Below are 17,127 nucleotides of genomic sequence, written 5' to 3'. Positions count from 1 at the left end.
TTTGCCGAGCCAGAAAGGCTTGAATTCACAGGCAATAGAGCACAAGAGGTATCAATCGCATCTTGTCTCCGCCGCGATCCTGTTCATATGATCGCCGCATAGGAAGGCAAAGTTCAAGGCATCTACCCTGCCGTAGCTGCATAATAGGCCGCGACATCGGGACAAATACGGGAGTATCTCGACATGTTGGACGACATCGCCGGAGCCTATGGCAGCCGTTTCCTCCTCGCAGCCGGTGGGGTCGGCATCGCCCTGATCGTGCTGATCGCCATTCTGTGGGTCCTACGCAATCGAGCGCCTTCTCCCTTCGTGCGCGGCGGCAAAAACCGCCAGCCGCGTCTTCAGGTGCTGGACGCCGCCGCAGTCGATGCCCGCCGCCGTCTCGTGCTCGTCAGGCGCGACGGCATCGAACATCTAATCATGATCGGCGGTCCGACTGATATCGTCATCGAGTCCGGCATCTCCGATCCCACGCGCGCGGGCATGGCCGCGACGCCGGTCGAAATCCCCCCGGCATATGAAAGCCGGCTGCAACAACCGGAAAAGGCTGCCGAGCTCGACACCCCTCCCGCAGCGCTTCCACAACGTCCGCAATCCACCGGGGAGAGGATCGAAGCCTATCTGCGCTCCGAAACGCCCGCTGCCCCGGCTCTGGAACCAACGCCGCTCGTGGCTGCGGAACCTTCCCAACCGGCTGCTGTCAGGCCGCCGCAACCGGCTCCCCAAACCGCTCCGGCCATTAGCGAAGCCGAGGCCGCCGACATACTGGACGCCGCCCGCCATGTCGTCCTGCCGCAGCAACAGCCGGCTCCCATTCGCCCAGCGCCGGTGGAGCCCGTCGTCGCGCCGCCGCGCGCCACCGAGCCCGGCAATGATTTCCAACGCATACTCGAAGCCGAAATGTCGAAGAACCTGACAGCCGAACGGATCATCCCCAATGCGCCGACGCCACGGCAGGTGCAACAGCAGCCCGCTCCATCGCCAGCACCAAGCCCGGCACAGAGGGTCGAACCCGAGTTAGCGCCGCTGACCGGGGCCGACAGTGCCCTTCAGCAGGAAGTGGCGCGCATCTTCGGTGAAATGAGCGTCAGCCGCGACAAATAATGCGCGGCCTGAAATGTCGGAAATGAAAAAGCACGAGGAACGGATTCCTCGTGCCCAGTCGAGCCGACAGCTCGATTATTCGTCGCGATAAACCTTTTCGCGGCGCTCGTGGCGCTCCTGCGCCTCGATCGACAGGGTCGCGATCGGACGAGCGTCCAGGCGCTTCAGGCCGATCGGCTCGCCAGTCTCTTCACAATAGCCGTAAGTACCGTCTTCAATACGCTGCAATGCGGCATCGATCTTGGAGATGAGTTTACGTTGGCGATCGCGAGCCCGAAGCTCGATGGCTCTGTCTGTTTCCGAAGAAGCCCGATCGGCCAGATCGGGATGATTTGCGCTTTCTTCCGCCAGATGACCCAGTGTTTCGCGCGCTTCTCTAAGGATATCGTTTTTCCAGGCTACCAGCTTCGCTCGAAAATAGGCTCGCTGATTCAGATTCATGAATTCCTCGTCTTCCGAGGGCACATAATTCCTAAGATCGATCTTCTCACTCAACGCGATTCTCCTGAAGAACATCTCATATGGCTGGGCTGTATATCCCAACCAATAGTGCCGATTCAAGCCAAATAGATGCTGTCAACTGATTTTTAAATTTGTCATAAAATTCGGCTAAGGGTCTATTTTTTCATCACTTCTTCTCAGTAGCCCGGATTCGCGTCGTCCGTAACCTTCGCGTGATAGTAGGAGATTTGGCCTTCCGAAGGATCGCGCCGCAGTTGACTGGGCATGCGAACAGACGTTACCTCATTCAGGAAATCGAGCTCCGGAATTTCGCCATGGTCAGCATTTCACCGCCGCCCTCCAGGATCTATCTTCTGCGTCATGCCGAGGCCCAGCAGGCCGCTCCCGGCCAGAAGGATTTCGACCGTCCTTTGAGCGACAAAGGCTATGCCGCAGCCGAAATCGTCGCGGACGAAGCCGCTGACAAAGGCTATAAGCCGGACCTCATCATTTCATCCACGGCCCAGCGCTGTCGCCAGACCGCCGCCGCCATGCGCCGCGCCGTCACGCCCTCGACGGAATTCCGCTTTGTCGATGCCCTCTATAACGGCACGCCGGATATTTACCTGTCGCTCATCGCGGCGCAGAGTGATCAGGACTCGGTCATGCTGGTCGCGCACAATCCGATTATCGAGCTGACGCTTGCGGCCTTGATCGGGCGCGAGGCTATGGCCGGCGCGCTCCCACGCGGTTTTCCGACGGCCGGGCTCGCCGTCATCGATTCGACGCCGTCAGGCTGGGTCCTGACCGACTTCGTCACCGAATAGGGATATTCATCGAGGCACTTGTCTCGAAAACGCCCGAAACGCCCCTGCCCCTGATTGCAGACGTTTACGCCTTCATCTTTTCGGAGCAAGTTTCGATCCCTATATTCACGGCCACGCTGTCATCCAGGGATCCCGCCTTGCCCCCAAGCCTGACCTCTTTTACCGACGACGCCCTCATTGCTTTTGACAATCTTGCCGATCGCGCCGCCGGCCTCGTCAATCCCACAATTCGTCTGGGCGTCACGGGCCTCTCCCGTTCGGGCAAGACCGTCTTCATCTCATCCCTGGTGCATAATCTTCTGAACGGCGGCCGCCTGCCGCTGTTTGAGCCGGTGCAGTCCGGTCGCGTTTCCGCTGTTCGCCTTGAGCCTCAGCCGGACGACGCGGTACCGCGCTTTCAATATGAGGATCATATCCGCGCGCTGGTCAAAGACCGCATCTGGCCGGATTCGACACGCGCCATCTCGGAGTTGCGAATCACGCTGGATTATCAGAGCGCCAGCGGCTGGAACCGCCTGTTCTCGCCAGGCCGCCTCTCCATCGATATCGTCGATTATCCGGGCGAGTGGCTGCTGGACCTGCCGCTGCTCGCCAAGGATTTCCGCACCTTCAGCGAGGAAACGCTGGCTCTGGCGAAAACCGGCATTCGCGCCGAACTGTCACATCACTGGCTGGCGATGACAGAGAAGGCCGATATCGCTGAAATTGCGGATGAAATGAAGGCACGCGACCTTGCGACTGCCTTCGCCGATTACCTGAAAGCCTGCAAATCCGACGAACGCTCGCTCTCTACGCTGCCACCCGGCCGCTTCCTTCTAGCGGGTGATCTCGACGGCTCGCCTGCCCTTACCTTCGCGCCACTGAAATTGCCCGCCGAAGGGACTGCGCCGAAAGGGTCGCTATGGGCGATGATGGAGCGCCGCTACGAGGCCTACAAGGCCGTCGTCGTCAAACCCTTCTTCCGCGAGCATTTCGCCCGCCTCGACCGGCAGATCGTTCTCGTCGATGCGCTGCAGGCCATCAATCGCGGCCCGGAAGCGGTGCAGGATCTCGAACGGGCGCTGACGGACGTGCTGGCGTGCTTCCGTCCCGGCACGAACTCCCTCCTTTCCTCGCTGCTCGGCCGGCGCATCGACCGTGTGCTGGTCGCCGCCACCAAGGCTGACCATCTCCATCATGAAAGCCATGACCGGCTGGAGGCCTTGACGCGCCGACTGGTGGAACGGGCCATAGAGCGCATCGGCATGGCGGGTGCCGGCATCGAGGTCATGGCAATTGCCTCGGTGCGCGCGACGCGAGAGGCGACCGTGACCCGCGACGGACAGACGCTCCCCGTCATCGTCGGCACGCCAATGGACAAGGAAACCATCGCCGGCGAACTGTTCGACGGCAATCGCAAGACCGCGATCTTTCCCGGCGATCTGCCGCAAAATCCGCACGGGCTGTTCGAAGCTCTTGAATCGGATGGGGCAAGGGTCCATCTGCCCGAGGTGAACGTGGTACGGTTCCGCCCGCCGGAACTCGATGAAACCGGCGACGGCATCAAGCTTTCGGTGCCGCATATCCGCCTCGACCGCGCCATGCAGTTCCTGTTCGGAGACCGTCTCGCATGACGAAATCGACCGAAAACGAGCCGAACGGCAACCGCCGACCCGCTGCCTTTGCGCTGGAACCGGACGTCTCCGGAAAAGATGCCGACATCAAATCCATCCCGCCGGCGGTACGCAGACCGCAAAGCTTCGATACCAATGTCGTCCTGACTCCGGACGAAGAAGATCCCTTCATCAATCCGGCCCTCGAGGCCGATTCGGGCGAAGGCGCCATTGCCAGGCCGCGCCGCAAAGGGTTTTCCTTCGGCAAAGTAGCACTTGGCACGCTCGGAATTTTGGTGTCACTCGCCTTTGGCCTCTGGACCGACCAACTCATCCGCGATCTGTTCAGCCGAGCCGACTGGCTGGGTTATACCGCCCTTGCGGTCGTCGCCGTCGGCATTCTGGCCGTGCTTGCCATCGTCACCCGCGAAACGGCCGGAATGATGCGGCTCGCTGCCGTGCAGACTATCAAGGCCGAAGCGGAGGCCGCCGTCATCGAGACTCGACCGGCCCGCGCCAAAGCTCTGGTCAAGCGTCTCTGCACGCTGCTGGAAGCCAACCCGGATACGGCCAGAGGCCGTGCGACGTTAAAGGCAGCGGAAGATGACATCATCGATGCACCACAGCTGATCGACCTCGCGGAACGAGAGCTTCTCGGCCCGCTCGACCGCCGGGCGCGAGCGCTGATCCTCGGCGCCTCCAAACGGGTGTCGGTCGTAACAGCCATCAGTCCGCGCGCGCTCGTCGATATTCTCTATGTTCTCTTTGAGGCGGCGAAATTGGTCCGCGCCATGGCGGAACTCTATGGCGGCAGGCCGGGCACGCTCGGCATGATCAGGCTGATGCGCGATGTGCTCGCCCATCTCGCCGTCACGGGTTCCATCGCGGTCGGCGACAGCATCGTCCAGCAACTGATCGGCCACGGATTGGCGTCGAAGCTTTCAGCGCGTCTCGGCGAAGGCGTCGTCAACGGCATGATGACGGCAAGGATTGGAATAGCAGCGATGGATCTTTGCCGCCCGCTTGCCTTCAAGGCATTCAAGCGCCCCGGCATCGCCGATTTCGCCAGCGATCTCACGCCGAACGTCACCGGCCGCAATCCGACGCGATGACCTGAAAATCCGGCGTTTTGGCATTGCGGAAACCAAGCATTAACCATTCTGCGGCAAAAGTGGGAACCAGTTTTACGGTTCCGCCTCGCTAGGAAATATCCATGTTTTCGCGTCGATTTCTTCTTGTAAGCAGCCTTGCCGCCGCAGCTATCCCTATGGGCGCCTGGGTGCAGTCAGCCGACGCGGCGCCCCGCGACAAGGCTTTCTTCCAGTCGGTCTCCGGCACCTGGAGCGGCCCCGGCGAAATCGTCGCCGGCAAGTACAAGGGCACGAAATTCACCTGCAACCTCACGGGCAAGCCGTCCGATGGCGGCAATGCCGGCGTCAAGCTCGACGGCACCTGCCGCGTCGGGGTCTTCCAGCAGCCGATGTCGGCCGAGATTACGCAAAGCGGCGGCTCCTACAGCGGAAAATTCCTTGATGGCGCGGCCGGCAAGGGTCTCGACGTCACCTCGGGCACGGTCAATGACAATACCGTCGTCCTCGGACTGATCCGTCAGAAGCTGAACGGCGCCATGATCGCTCGCGTTTCGGACAACAAGTCGATGAATGTCACCATCTCGGTGAAGGTCGGCGAACAGATGGTACCCGTCATCGGCGTCACGCTGAAGCGGGCCGATGTCGACCAGATGGCGGTCGGATCGATCCAGTAAGCCTCAGATACGAAAGTGCAAAACGTAAAAGGCCGGCAAATTTGCCGGCCTTTTGCTTTCATATTGTGGGTCAGGCTGTTCGCCACCAGTCGCGGTTTTCGTCCGCGATCTCGATGCCCTCGACATCGGCCTCCCGCAACCAATCGCTGATCTTGCGGCCGTTCACGACAAGATCGGCCGCGAAATCGGCAAGCGGCATCAGCACGAAGCCACGCTCGACCATCCGCGGATGGGGGATCGTCAAAAGCGGCTCCGCCCGCTGCAGATCTGCATAGGTCAGCACATCGATATCAATCGTCCTTGGCCCCCAGCGCTCGACCCGCACCCGCTTCATCTGCCGCTCTATATCGAGGCATACGTCGAGCAAGGCTTCCGGCGCGAGGGTGGTATCGATGGCCGCGCAGGAATTGTAGAAAAAGGACTGGTCCGTCTTGCCCCATGGCGGCGTGCGGTAAAGCCGCGACACCGAAACTACCTCGCAGTCGGTGCGCTGGTCCAGTGTGCGAAGGGCGAGCGCCATGGCACGAACCGGATTGTCCAGGTTGCCACCCAAACCGAGCGTCGTGCGCACCGCCAGGTTTTCAGGCAAAATGCTCAATGCTCACCTGCACATAATCGAGGACGCCCGGAACCGGAGCATTGGGCTTGCGCACAGTGATCTTGGCCCGGCGAATGCTGGGAAAGCGCCGGCATAGCTCCTTCGCCACGTCGAGCGCCAGCGCCTCGATCAAATAGCGACGGCGTCCGGTGACGATCTCTTCGATGACGGTGAATGCGACGCCGTAATTGACGGTATCGTCGATCGAATCACGTTCCAGCGCATCGCCAGCTTCGACATCGAGCTCGGCATCGACAAAGAAGCGCTGACCAAGGAATTCCTCCTCGTCATGCACGCCGTGGCGGGCAAAGAAAGCGCAATTCTGCAAAGTAATGGTGTATGTCACGGCGCTCATGGCGTCCCTCCGTTTCGAACAGGCACGACGGCGTCCGGAAAACGCTCCCTACCTTCAAGGATCATGCTTTAAGCCTCGCGCGCGTTCTGAGAATAGCATCCGCAACCGCCAGCGCGTCCCTGTTGATTGCGACATTGTGTACGCGGAATAGCGCAGCTCCCTGCAGACGCAGGATCGCGCTGGTCGCCGCCGTTCCGACATCGCGATCGGACGCATCGCGGCCGGTGATGGTACCCACGAACCGCTTGCGCGAAGTACCGACCAACAGCGGCAGCTCGAAGCGAAGCAGCGCATTGAACCGCGCCATCAGCTCCAGATTCTCCTCCGCATTCTCCTTGGCAAAGCCAAAGCCGGGATCGAGCACGATATTCTGCCTGTTGACGCCTGCCGCCGCGGCGATATCGAGCGATCGGCTGAGGAACAGCATCTGATCGTCGATGATGTCAGGCAGCTTCTGCCTGTTGCGACCGGTATGCATGATGCAAAGCCCGGCGCCCGTTTGCGCCGCCACGGCGGCGATATCCGGTTCGCGCTGCAGGCCGAAGACATCATTGACGATGTGTGCGCCGGCCCCGACGGCCAGCCGCGCCGTATCGGCGCGATAGGTATCGACCGAGATCAGTGCGTCAGTCTTGCCGCGCAAGGCTTCAATGACGGGCAGCACCCGCCCCTGCTCCTCGCTGGCGCTGACGGCGGCCGCATCGGGCTTGGTCGATTCGCCGCCGATGTCGATGATAGCAGCCCCCTCCTGGACGCAAGCCAATGCGTGCGCGACGGCAGCATCGACGGCCTCATAATGCCCGCCGTCGGAAAAGGAATCCGGCGTCACATTGACGATCGCCATGATGGCACTTTCTTTGCCAACCTCGAGGCTGCGGCCATGCGCGACATGCCAAGTATGGCTGCGAAGCTCCGTCACGAACCGTCCCATCCCATTGAAAATGAAAAAACCTTGCGCTTGATATTGCGCTCACAGTGGCTATGCCGCAAGGTTCGTCGAAGTTCAACATGGTAGCGACACGAATGCCGCTTGCGTTCCATAAGATAAGTATTGCGTGTGCTCTGTTGCTCGCGTTTTGCATACCCAGCGTGGCCGATGCCGACGTCATCGCCCGCAAATCCATTTCCTATTTCGATATCAAGGGCAACACGGCAGACGAGCTCGATGCGGCTTTGAATCAGCGCGGGCCGCTCGCGATGGGTTCCAGCAGCCATCATCCCGGCGCGACGAAAATCCGCTTCGGCGGCAGCGCGACCTATAGCGAGGCGAAGGGGCGCTGCTATATTTCCAGCGTCAAGGTCACGGTCGATACTGAAATCATCCTGCCGCGCTGGCGCGACCGGCGCCACGCCAGCAAGCAGCTTTCGACGATATGGGACACATTAGCCGCCGACATCCGGCGCCATGAGGACCGGCACGTCGAGATCGCCCGCCAGCATGCGCGGCAGATGGAACGGCACATCCTCTCCCTGCCGTCGGCGAGCAATTGTGACGCGCTCCAGGAAAAAGCAAACGAGGTGACGACGCGGGAAACCGAGCGGCACGATGCCGATCAGGCACGCTTCGACCGAATCGAGGCGATCAATTTCCAGAACCGGATACAGCGGTTGCTGTACTACCGCAGCCGGCACAGCGGCCAGCAATAGATCACACCCCTATAATTTCAGGGAAACAGCCTGCGGACCGACGCCGACTGTGGGAAAACCGCCACTATATCTGTGAATCGTCCAGCTGGGCCGTTCTTTGAACTTTACCAGAATCTGAAATAGGTTTTTCCTATCAATTACAGAGATAAACGCACCAGATGATTCGAAGAATACTGGGCGGGATCTCGAAAAGATCGATTGAGAGTGCCTGCGGCGGCGGGTTTGTTCGCTCTTCGGCGCAGTCGGGGTTTGTTTTTCAAAGCATGCGCTAAGTGTTCTCCTGGCGCGTCCTCAAGCCGCAGGTGTTTCCTCCCTTGCCTGTCGGTGATGCGCCCGCCTTGCCTCGCTCGCTGATCAGCTGAGCGGGGCATCTTTTTTGGACTACTGCATAATTCCTCAAATCGGAATCGATTTAGGGCGAAAATTATCCAGCATTTCAAAGTGTTACAGCGACTTTAGCGCACCTCAAGAGAGGCGCGGCTCTGTAAGACTCGGGAATAAATTGTCCGGCTGATATCAAAAGGCTTTCTGCGGAGGAACCGCGGCGGCGAAGACGTCAGGCCTGGCGTTCCGGCACATGCACGACGAGCCCGTCAAGGGCGCTCTTCATCTTGATCTGACAGGAAAGACGCGAGTTCGGCCGGACGTCGAAAGCGAAATCCAGCATATCCTCTTCCATCGGCTCGGGACCGCCAACCTTCTCGGTCCAATCCTCATCGACATAGACATGACAGGTCGCACAGGCGCACGCGCCGCCGCATTCCGCTTCGATGCCGGGAACGGAGTTTCGCACGGCATTTTCCATCACGGTGGATCCCTCGTCGACATTGAGGTCAAAGCGTGTGCCGTCGAAGGCGACGATGGTCAATTTGGTCATGTGGGTGAATTCCGATATTTCGTGAATGAGGATGATCGGAATTTTACTTCCAACAAATCGCTGGGGCAGTCAACATTTGCGCCGCCGAAACGGTCTTATCCGTCTGGCGGCGCAGGCATCACATTCCATTGATCTGCAAGGATCTACAAGCGGATCGGTTCAGCGCGAGAGCTTCAGAATGAAATTCTCAGCCTCGACGACACAGGTCGTCACCGCTGCCATGCGCGCGGCATCACCGACATCGCTCTCGAGCGCCCCGGCTGCGTCGGCGACGCGGAAAGCGCCGACGGCTCCGGCAGCCCCCTTCAGCTTGTGCGATGCGGATTCGATGCGCTTGGGGTCACCGCTGCCGATCTCCTGCAGGCAGGAACGGGCCTGCCTGGCGAACATCTGCAACACCTCGACCTCAAGCGCCTTGTCGCCCATCGTCTGCTTGCCGAGATGGACGAGATCGATCGCCCGCTCCCGCGATGGGGCAGCCCCCCTCGAATTGTCCGGAGATTCAAACGCGATATTCAAAGCTGCCATGTGCCAATGCTCCCGTCATTTATCTATGACTGTTTTAGGGACGTGCCGCATAGTTGCGGCCCGAGCATGGCCATCCAGTTAAATTTTGGCACATTGAGGGCCGAAAACTCCAGACATGGTTAACGTCCGTTAAACATGCTCAAAATCTTGAGTTTTCATGGCGTTGAACAGGTAAACAGGGTTAATGGCTCCTTAACGATCCACTGCCTTTAAGGTGGAATTAATTGTCATGACTAGGGGAATGTGTCACTACGATACTAGTAAATTGGGCTCATGGCACATGTCTTTGCCCAAGAAGTGGATGATGGTAATGTTTTCATAACATCCGTTTGAAAAACCAGTTATCCACTCTGAAATGTAACGGGAAATCCAACCTCGATATTAATCGAAAGCGGAGGACCCAACGGGAGGCAGGGTTCGTCTTTTCCGGACGAGGCGGAATTACCGGAAAAGGCACGGCAAGCCCGAGTGAGTTGTAACGAGGCGTAACCGCATGGCGAACAAAAAGTACATCGAGTCGGTCGAGGACAAGGCCTTCCAGGCATTGGACGAAGCTCTGCAGATCGATTTCAGTGACGAGAGCTTGGAGTCTCGCAATACCCCTACGCCTGATGTCCCGGAGCGAAAAGTGTCTGAGCCGCCCAAACAGCCGATAAAGCAAAGCAGGGATGATGCAGCCCGCAATACCGGCGGCACGCGCAGCACTGCAGCCCCTGCCACAACGCCTCGCTCCGCCGAGGCGCCGAGAAACCCGAACCTTGCGGCAGCCAACGATGGCAACCGGGCAAGCTCCGCCAGCATCCTGAAGGCGCTGGACAGCGGCTCTCAGAGCCGTGCGGTACGCAATGCCACCATTTTTTCCCTGTTCTGGATCATCGGCGGCGCCGGTCTCGCCTTCCTTCTTTACGGCACCCAAATCCGAAACATCCATTCCTTCGCCGATCTGGCCGCCCTGCCCGGCGTTATCGCCTGTATCGTCGGCATCATCATTCCGGTCCTTCTTTTCTATGCTTTCGGCATGATGATCTCGCGTGCGCATGACATGCGCAATGCGGCCCGCTCCATGGCGGAGGTCGCGTTGCGTCTCGTCGAGCCGGAAACGGTGGCTTCCGAACGCATCATGACGGTCGGCCAGGCGGTGCGGCGTGAAGTTTCGGCGATGAATGAGGGCATCGAGCGCACCATTGCCCGCGCCACCGAGCTGGAAACCCTCGTCCATTCCGAAGTCAACGCCCTGGAGCGCAGCTACGCAGATAACGAACTGCGCGTGCGCGGCCTCGTCCATGAGCTCGGCACCGAACGCGACGCGATCATCAATCACGCCGAGCGCATCCGCTCGTCGATCGTCGGTGTACATGATCAGATCAAGGAAGACCTGTCGCTGGCGACCGAAGAGATCACCGTGCGTCTCTCGACCTCGGGCGAAGCCTTCGCGTCGATGATCGATACGCGCGCTGCCGTGCTGATGGAAAAGTCGGATTCCGCGGTCGAGGCGCTCGGCACGCTGCTTGCCGCCAAGACCGACAGCCTGCTGCAGAACCTCAACGCCTCCGGCCTGGCGCTGAGCCACGAATTCGACACCCGCCTGGAATCCCTGTCGTCGACCCTTTCCGAACGCGGCAAGGAACTGCTCGGCCACTTCGAAACCCGCGCATCGACGCTTGACGCGAACACCGAAAAGCTGAACTCCGCGCTCAATGAACGCGCCCGCCAGCTCAATGAGACCCTGGTTGCCCGCACGAAGGAAATCAGTGAAAGCCTCACCGGCGGCGAGCGGTCCATTACGGGTACGCTGGACAATGTGTTGTCGCGCCTCAACACCGCGCTCGACGAAAAGGGTGCGAGCTTCCGCCAAAGCCTGCAGTCGACGGCCGATGACGCCATCATGGATATCGACCTGCGCTCCGGCTTTTTCGACGAGCGCTTCCAGTCGACGATCGCGCAGCTTTCGACCGCTTTCGACGAACGCGTATCGGAATTCACCTCCGCCTTCGACAAGCGCGCCGGTTCGCTGGACAGCAAGCTGTCGGAAAGCCTTGCCCGCATCAATCAGAGCCTGGGCAGCAACTCGGATGCCCTGGAAGGCATTCTCACCTCCAGCATCGAACGGCTGGGCTCGCATCTCACCGACCAGTCTTTCGCGCTGGCAACCACGCTTGCGACCGGTCAGGAAGTGCTGGAAAGCGCAATCGGCTCCAGGGCCGGCGAGATCACCTCGGCGCTTCAGAACGCCACCAGCGGAATTTCTGCCGCCCTGACATCTGGCACGAACGAACTGAACACCACGCTCGCCTCGCATGCCGGTGCCTTCACCTCGGCTGTGCAGGGTGTCACGCGGGATGTCTCGACCGCGCTGCAAACCGGCACGGAAGAGCTCACGACGGCCTTTGCCGGCCGCGCCAACGAGATCAACAACACGCTCTCTTCCCGCACGAGCGAGATCACCCAGGCGCTTGGCTCCGCGCATGAGCGCATCGATGCCGTGATGGCCGCCCGCAGCAGCGCGCTTTTCGGCGCTCTGACCGATAACCAGTCACGATTTGAACAGACGCTTGCCGAGCGTTCGCAGGCAATCACCGATGCCGTCAGTGGCTCTCACGAACACCTGACCGCCGCCCTCGACGAACGCACCTCGATGCTGGCGATTTCGCTGGCGGAAAACCAGCTCCGCCTCGAAAACACGCTGGCAAGCCGCGCCGACGCCATCACTAACGCCGTTGCCGATACGCATGGCAAGCTTGCCGACACGCTTGATGACAAGACGATGGCGCTTGCCATCGCGCTTTCCGAGGGCCAGTCCCGCTTGGAAGACACTGTGTCCGGCCACGCGGATCATGTTGCCGGCACTCTGGACGCAAAGACCAAGGAGCTCGCCCGCGCGCTCGCCGAAGGTCAGGCGCGTCTGGAAAACACCGTTTCCGGCCACGCCGAAAGCGTTACGAACGCCCTCGACGACAGAACCATGGCGCTCGCCGTTGCTCTTTCCGAAAGCCAGGCAAGGCTGGAAGAGACCGTGTCCGGCCATGCCGAACGTGTCGCCTCCACGCTGGATGGGAAGACCGGCGCGCTTGCCGCCGCCCTGACCAGCGGGCAAAATCGCCTCGAGGCAACGCTTGCCGATCGCGCCGAGGAGATCATCAAGGCGTTTGCCGGCAATCATGCCGCCCTGGTCGACGCCCTCGACGACAGGACGATGGCCCTCGCCATTGCACTTTCGGAAAACCAGGCTCGCCTTGAAGGCGCAATTTCGGGTCATGCCGAGCAAGTCACCACCACGCTCGACGACAAGACGATAGCTCTGGCCATCGCCCTTTCGGAAGGTCAGGCACGGCTGGAGGACACCGTCGCCGGCCACGCCGAGCGGGTCGCCAATACGATGGACGGCAGGACGAAGGCTCTTTCCGACGCGCTGACATCAGGCCAGTCCCGCCTCGAGGCGACGCTTGCCAACCGCGCCGAGGCGATTACCAACGCCTTCACCGGCAATCATGCCGCTCTGGCGGACGCTTTGGACGAAAAGGCGATGGCTCTCGCCATTTCGCTCTCCGATACGCAGTCCCGCCTCGAGGATGCCGTATCGAGCCGGCTGGACGCCCTTTCCGAAACCGTCGCCGGAACGCACGACAAGATCGTCAACAGCCTTGACGACAGGACGATGTCCCTGGCGATCGCCCTTTCGGAAAACCACGCGAAGCTCGAGGAAACCCTCGAACACAGCGCCAAGGCCATTGCCCATACCGTGGCCAGCGGCCACGAGGCATTGACCAATACGCTCGATGACAAGAGCATGGCCTTCGCAATCTCGCTCGCCGAAAACCAGAACCGTTTCGAAAGCACCCTGGAAGAGCGCGCCAATGCCCTGCTCGACAGCGTCTCCGGCGCTGAAGCGCGGGTTGCCGGCGCCTTCGGCGACAAGGCGGACGCAATCCGTGCCGCCTACAGCGAAAATCAGGATCGCCTCGATCGCTCGCTCGCGGTCCATACAGAAGCCCTATCAGGCTTGCTCGGCGGTAGCAGCGATCGTATCGAAACCGTTCTCGGCGCCACGACGCGCCAACTCGAAAATACGCTTGGTGTCGGTCTGTCGCAGATGGACGAGAACCTTGCTTCCGCTTACGAGCGCATGCGCTCGACGCTGGAAGATCGCAGCAATGCGATCAACTTCGCTTTGCGCGAAGCCCATGAGCAGATCGACAACACGCTGATGGAGCAGACGACAGCCATTGGCACCTCCATCGCCACCAGCGCCAGCATGCTCGAAATGTCGCTGGAGGACCGCGAGGCATCGCTGCGCCAGACCATCGACGCCAGCGCAAGGACCTTGGAAGAGCGCCTGAGCAGCGGTGCGGGCGACGTTGCCGGCCGCATCCAGCAGGCCGCCGGCGATATCCAGCGTTCGGCCGAAACCTTCTCGTCCAACCTCAACCAGACGATCGAGGGCATGACCGGCCGCTTCGCCGAGACCGGCTCCCGTGTCGAGGCCAGCCTGTCGGCTCTTGAAAACCGCATCCACGAAGGCGTCACAGGCGTCGCCGCACAGGTCGATGCAGCCGGCAACCGTCTCTCCGATACGCTGGCGAGCGGCGCCGCCCAGATCGACAACAGCGGCAGCCAGGCCGCGGCGCGCATCGAAGAGCGCCTGTCGACCATGGATCGCGCGCTCAATGTCGGCCTCGAAGCCGTCAACCGCACGATCGAGGGCAAGGCCGCCAATCTCGCGACGACGCTGCGCACGGCCGTTGCCGATGCCGCACAGGGCATGGATACGGAGGCGACGCGTACGGCTGAACTGCTTGCCAATACCGGCCAGCAATTTGCCGATAACCTCGGCAACCACAGCGATGCCTTCGCACGCGCCATGACCGAGCGCTCCGACGATCTCGTCAATCGCGTCTCGGAAACACAGAACCGGTTGGCAAGCCAGGCCGCGGCCGTCGCCCAGACCTTCTCTGAGGCTGGCAACGCGATCGTCAACAAGGTTGCCGAAGCCGAAGGCCTCGTCAGCAACCAGGTCAACACGATCTCGCAGGCCCTGTCTTCGGCGGAACAGACGCTGGAAGCCCGGGGTGCCGCCATTCGCAATACGCTGGCCGGCGGCAGCGAGCAGATCGCCTCCACCATGGCGCAGGTCGAGCGCGCGCTCGACGAGCGCAGCACGGCCATTCGCACCTCCCTCGAAGAGCGTGCCCGCGAGATCGACGCAACCCTTACCGGCGTCGACAACGCGCTGGAAGCACGCGGCGCATCCATCCGCACATCGCTCGACGAGCGCACCCGCGAGCTCAATTCGATGCTGGCAGGGCGCTCCACAGAGCTCTCCCGCCTCATCGACGAAAAGGCCCGTCCGATCGTCGATCGCTATGCGGCAACGGGTCAGGAAGCGGCAGCCCTCATCTCGGCGGCCGCCCAGGAAAGCACGGAGCGGCTGCGCGCCGAAAACACCGCCCTGATAAACGCAATCGCGTCGCGCACGGAACATGCGGTCAATACGGTCAGCGCGCTCGAGAACAACCTGCTTGCAAGCGTCAACGGGATCATCGCCCGCCTCGCCGAGAACAACTCCGCGATCGCCGGTCTGCTGACCAATGCCGCCACCGAGTTCGCAACCGTCGACGATCGTCTCAACGCGACGTCGACACGCTTCGCCGAATCCGCGGCGAAAGCCGGCGAGATGGTTTCGGCCTCCAGCCGCCTCCTCGAAGGCAAGGTTGACAAGCTGTCCGAAATCACCGGCCAGACGCTGTCGCAGGTCGGCAGCATCGTCGGCCGTTTCGACGATCACTCCAAGGTTCTCACACAGGCTTCCCAGCTTCTCGGCGCGGCACAATCGAACCTCGTATCGACGCTGGAAGAACGCGAGACGGCATTGCAGAACCTCGCCGTCGGCCTCGTTCAGCGTTCGGAAGAGATCGAGAACACCATGCGCGCCCTTGGGACCATGGTGGAAACCGCCTTCGACCGTGCCGAGCAGCGCTCCAATCAGGTCACCGGCAATCTGCGCCAGAGCGTCCAGTCGTCTTTCGCGGACATCGGTCGCGTCCTCTCCGAAACGGAGAAGCGCGCCGAGGACGCCGCGGAAAACATGCGTGGCGCACTGCACAAGGCCAGCGAGGAAGCAGGCCAGGCTGTCGAAAGCACCTTTGCCAATACCGAGCGCCGCTCCAATGACCTGACAAACCGCCTGCGCGGTGGCCTCACGGCTTCGCTGTCCGAGGTCGAGCAGATGCTTGCCGACGCCGGCAAGACCTCCGATACGGCCGCGCAGCAGCTGCGCGAGACGCTGCGTGTCGCCGTTGATGACGCCATCGGCCGCTTCGCCGGGGCAACGGACGAGATCCGCCGCTCGGCTGGCGATATCCGCCGGGAACTCGACCTCACCCGCAGCGAACTCAAGCGCGGTGCCTTCGACCTTCCGGAAGAAGCGAAGGAAAGCGCTGCTGCCATGCGCCGCGCCGTCGCCGAACAGATCAAGGCGCTGCAGGACATCTCGCAGATCGTCGGCCGCTCGACGCAGCAGCTGGAGATTTCCGAACCTTCGGCACGCGCTCTGGCAGACGCACAGCCAGCCCAGCGCCCACGGCCTACGGCTCCAGCGCCGGCCCCGGCACCTGTTGCCGCCGCTCCGCGGCCGCAACAGCCCGCCCCGCAGCAACCTGTGCCCCAGCAGCAGCCGGCACCGCAGCAGCCTTCGATCGAGTCCCTGGGCCTGCGCGGCTCCATCCCCGCGGAACGTCCAGTGGCTCAGCCGCAGCGTCCGGTCGAAACGTCGGCTCCTGCCCGCCAGGAAGCAGCCGGCGGCGGCTGGATCAGCGACCTGCTGCGTGGCGCCTCGCGGGATGAAACCGCTGGTCTGCAGCCGGCCCGCCAGGCGACGTCGAAAGCACCGGCGGAACCGGCACCCGCCGCACGCAACCCGCGCCATGTCGTGGAATCGCTGAACTCGCTCTCGGTCGACATCGCCCGCGCGATCGATCACGACGCGTCCGTCGACCTGTGGCGCCGTTACCAGCGCGGCGAACGCGATGTGTTCACTCGCCGCCTCTATACGCTGAAGGGCCAGCAGACCTTTGACGAAATCAAGCGCAAGTACGACCGCGAACCCGAATTCCGCACGGCAGTCGACCGCTACATCGCCGATTTCGAAAAGCTGCTTGCCGATGTCCAGCGTACGGACCGCGATCGCACCGTCACGCAATCCTATCTCACCTCCGACACCGGCAAAGTCTACACGATGCTGGCCCACGCAGCCGGTCGCCTGAACTGAGATAGAGAAGAGATGAATGCTCGATCCCCGGCCCAGGTGCCGGGGATTTTGATTCGAGGTACGGCACGCCTCATGTTTACGGCATGGAAAAGGGCGGCCCCGAGGGCCGCCCTTACTTCGCCCGGCGAT

Annotated in this window: 13 protein-coding genes; 7 read left to right on the top strand and 6 right to left on the bottom strand. The window is 61.4% G+C overall.

The features are described from left to right. Positions 1-183 precede the first annotated feature (183 nt). Entirely contained in the window at positions 184-1,104 is a 921-nt protein-coding gene (locus HGP16_RS04325) for a flagellar biosynthetic protein FliO (RefSeq protein ID WP_168838792.1), read from the top strand. 75 nt (positions 1,105-1,179) lie between these two features. Here HGP16_RS04325 and dksA read toward each other — a convergent pair whose 3' ends face one another. Beyond that, entirely contained in the window at positions 1,180-1,599 is a 420-nt protein-coding gene (dksA, locus tag HGP16_RS04320; RefSeq protein WP_168838791.1) for an RNA polymerase-binding protein DksA, read from the bottom strand. 281 nt (positions 1,600-1,880) lie between these two features. Here dksA and HGP16_RS04315 point away from each other — a divergent pair, with 281 nt between their 5' ends. The 4 genes from HGP16_RS04315 to HGP16_RS04300 all read left to right on the top strand — a co-directional run bounded on the left by HGP16_RS04315 (position 1,881) and on the right by HGP16_RS04300 (position 5,729). Further along, on the top strand, positions 1,881-2,372 hold the full coding sequence (locus HGP16_RS04315; protein WP_168838790.1) for a SixA phosphatase family protein: 492 nt from the start codon (positions 1,881-1,883) through the stop codon (positions 2,370-2,372). A gap of 137 nt (positions 2,373-2,509) precedes the next feature. Next, positions 2,510-3,985 (top strand): YcjX family protein, encoded by a 1,476-nt coding sequence (locus HGP16_RS04310; RefSeq protein ID WP_168838789.1) that lies wholly within the window; start codon positions 2,510-2,512, stop codon positions 3,983-3,985. Then, the gene (locus HGP16_RS04305) at positions 3,982-5,076 is read left to right on the top strand and encodes a YcjF family protein (RefSeq protein WP_168838788.1); all 1,095 of its coding nucleotides are present in this window, start codon (positions 3,982-3,984) and stop codon (positions 5,074-5,076) included. Before HGP16_RS04310 ends, HGP16_RS04305 begins: the two co-directional genes overlap by 4 nt. Positions 5,077-5,177: 101 nt before the next feature. Then, entirely contained in the window at positions 5,178-5,729 is a 552-nt protein-coding gene (locus HGP16_RS04300; RefSeq protein WP_168838787.1) for a hypothetical protein, read from the top strand. A gap of 70 nt (positions 5,730-5,799) precedes the next feature. Here the strand turns inward: HGP16_RS04300 and folK are convergent, their stop codons facing one another. The 3 genes from folK to folP form a co-directional block, all read right to left on the bottom strand. Then, positions 5,800-6,318 (bottom strand): 2-amino-4-hydroxy-6-hydroxymethyldihydropteridine diphosphokinase, encoded by a 519-nt coding sequence (gene folK, locus HGP16_RS04295; RefSeq protein WP_168839162.1) that lies wholly within the window; start codon positions 6,316-6,318, stop codon positions 5,800-5,802. After that, on the bottom strand, positions 6,311-6,682 hold the full coding sequence (folB, locus tag HGP16_RS04290) for a dihydroneopterin aldolase (RefSeq protein ID WP_120664156.1): 372 nt from the start codon (positions 6,680-6,682) through the stop codon (positions 6,311-6,313). Before folB ends, folK begins: the two co-directional genes overlap by 8 nt. Before the next feature lie 61 nt (positions 6,683-6,743). Beyond that, entirely contained in the window at positions 6,744-7,613 is an 870-nt protein-coding gene (gene folP, locus HGP16_RS04285; protein ID WP_168838786.1) for a dihydropteroate synthase, read from the bottom strand. 92 nt (positions 7,614-7,705) lie between these two features. Between folP and HGP16_RS04280 the strand changes: the two genes are divergently transcribed. Continuing rightward, a complete protein-coding gene (locus HGP16_RS04280) occupies positions 7,706-8,329 on the top strand; it encodes a DUF922 domain-containing Zn-dependent protease (protein ID WP_168839161.1) in 624 nt (207 codons plus the stop codon). A gap of 556 nt (positions 8,330-8,885) precedes the next feature. Here the strand turns inward: HGP16_RS04280 and HGP16_RS04275 are convergent. Continuing rightward, complete coding sequence (locus tag HGP16_RS04275) at positions 8,886-9,206, bottom strand: 2Fe-2S iron-sulfur cluster-binding protein (protein ID WP_168838785.1); 321 nt, start codon at positions 9,204-9,206, stop codon at positions 8,886-8,888. 159 nt (positions 9,207-9,365) lie between these two features. Beyond that, positions 9,366-9,734: an Hpt domain-containing protein gene (locus tag HGP16_RS04270; protein ID WP_168838784.1), complete on the bottom strand. Its 369-nt coding sequence runs from the start codon at positions 9,732-9,734 to the stop codon at positions 9,366-9,368. A gap of 493 nt (positions 9,735-10,227) precedes the next feature. Here HGP16_RS04270 and HGP16_RS04265 point away from each other — a divergent pair, with 493 nt between their 5' ends. After that, on the top strand, positions 10,228-16,998 hold the full coding sequence (locus HGP16_RS04265) for a hypothetical protein (protein ID WP_168838783.1): 6,771 nt from the start codon (positions 10,228-10,230) through the stop codon (positions 16,996-16,998). Positions 16,999-17,127 lie beyond the last annotated feature (129 nt).

Origin of the sequence: Rhizobium sp. P40RR-XXII, assembly GCF_012641405.1 — a bacterium.
Lineage (GTDB): Bacteria > Pseudomonadota > Alphaproteobacteria > Rhizobiales > Rhizobiaceae > Rhizobium.
The sequence above is the reverse complement of the archived record's forward strand: the minus strand, read 5'-3'. Positions and strand labels throughout refer to the sequence as shown.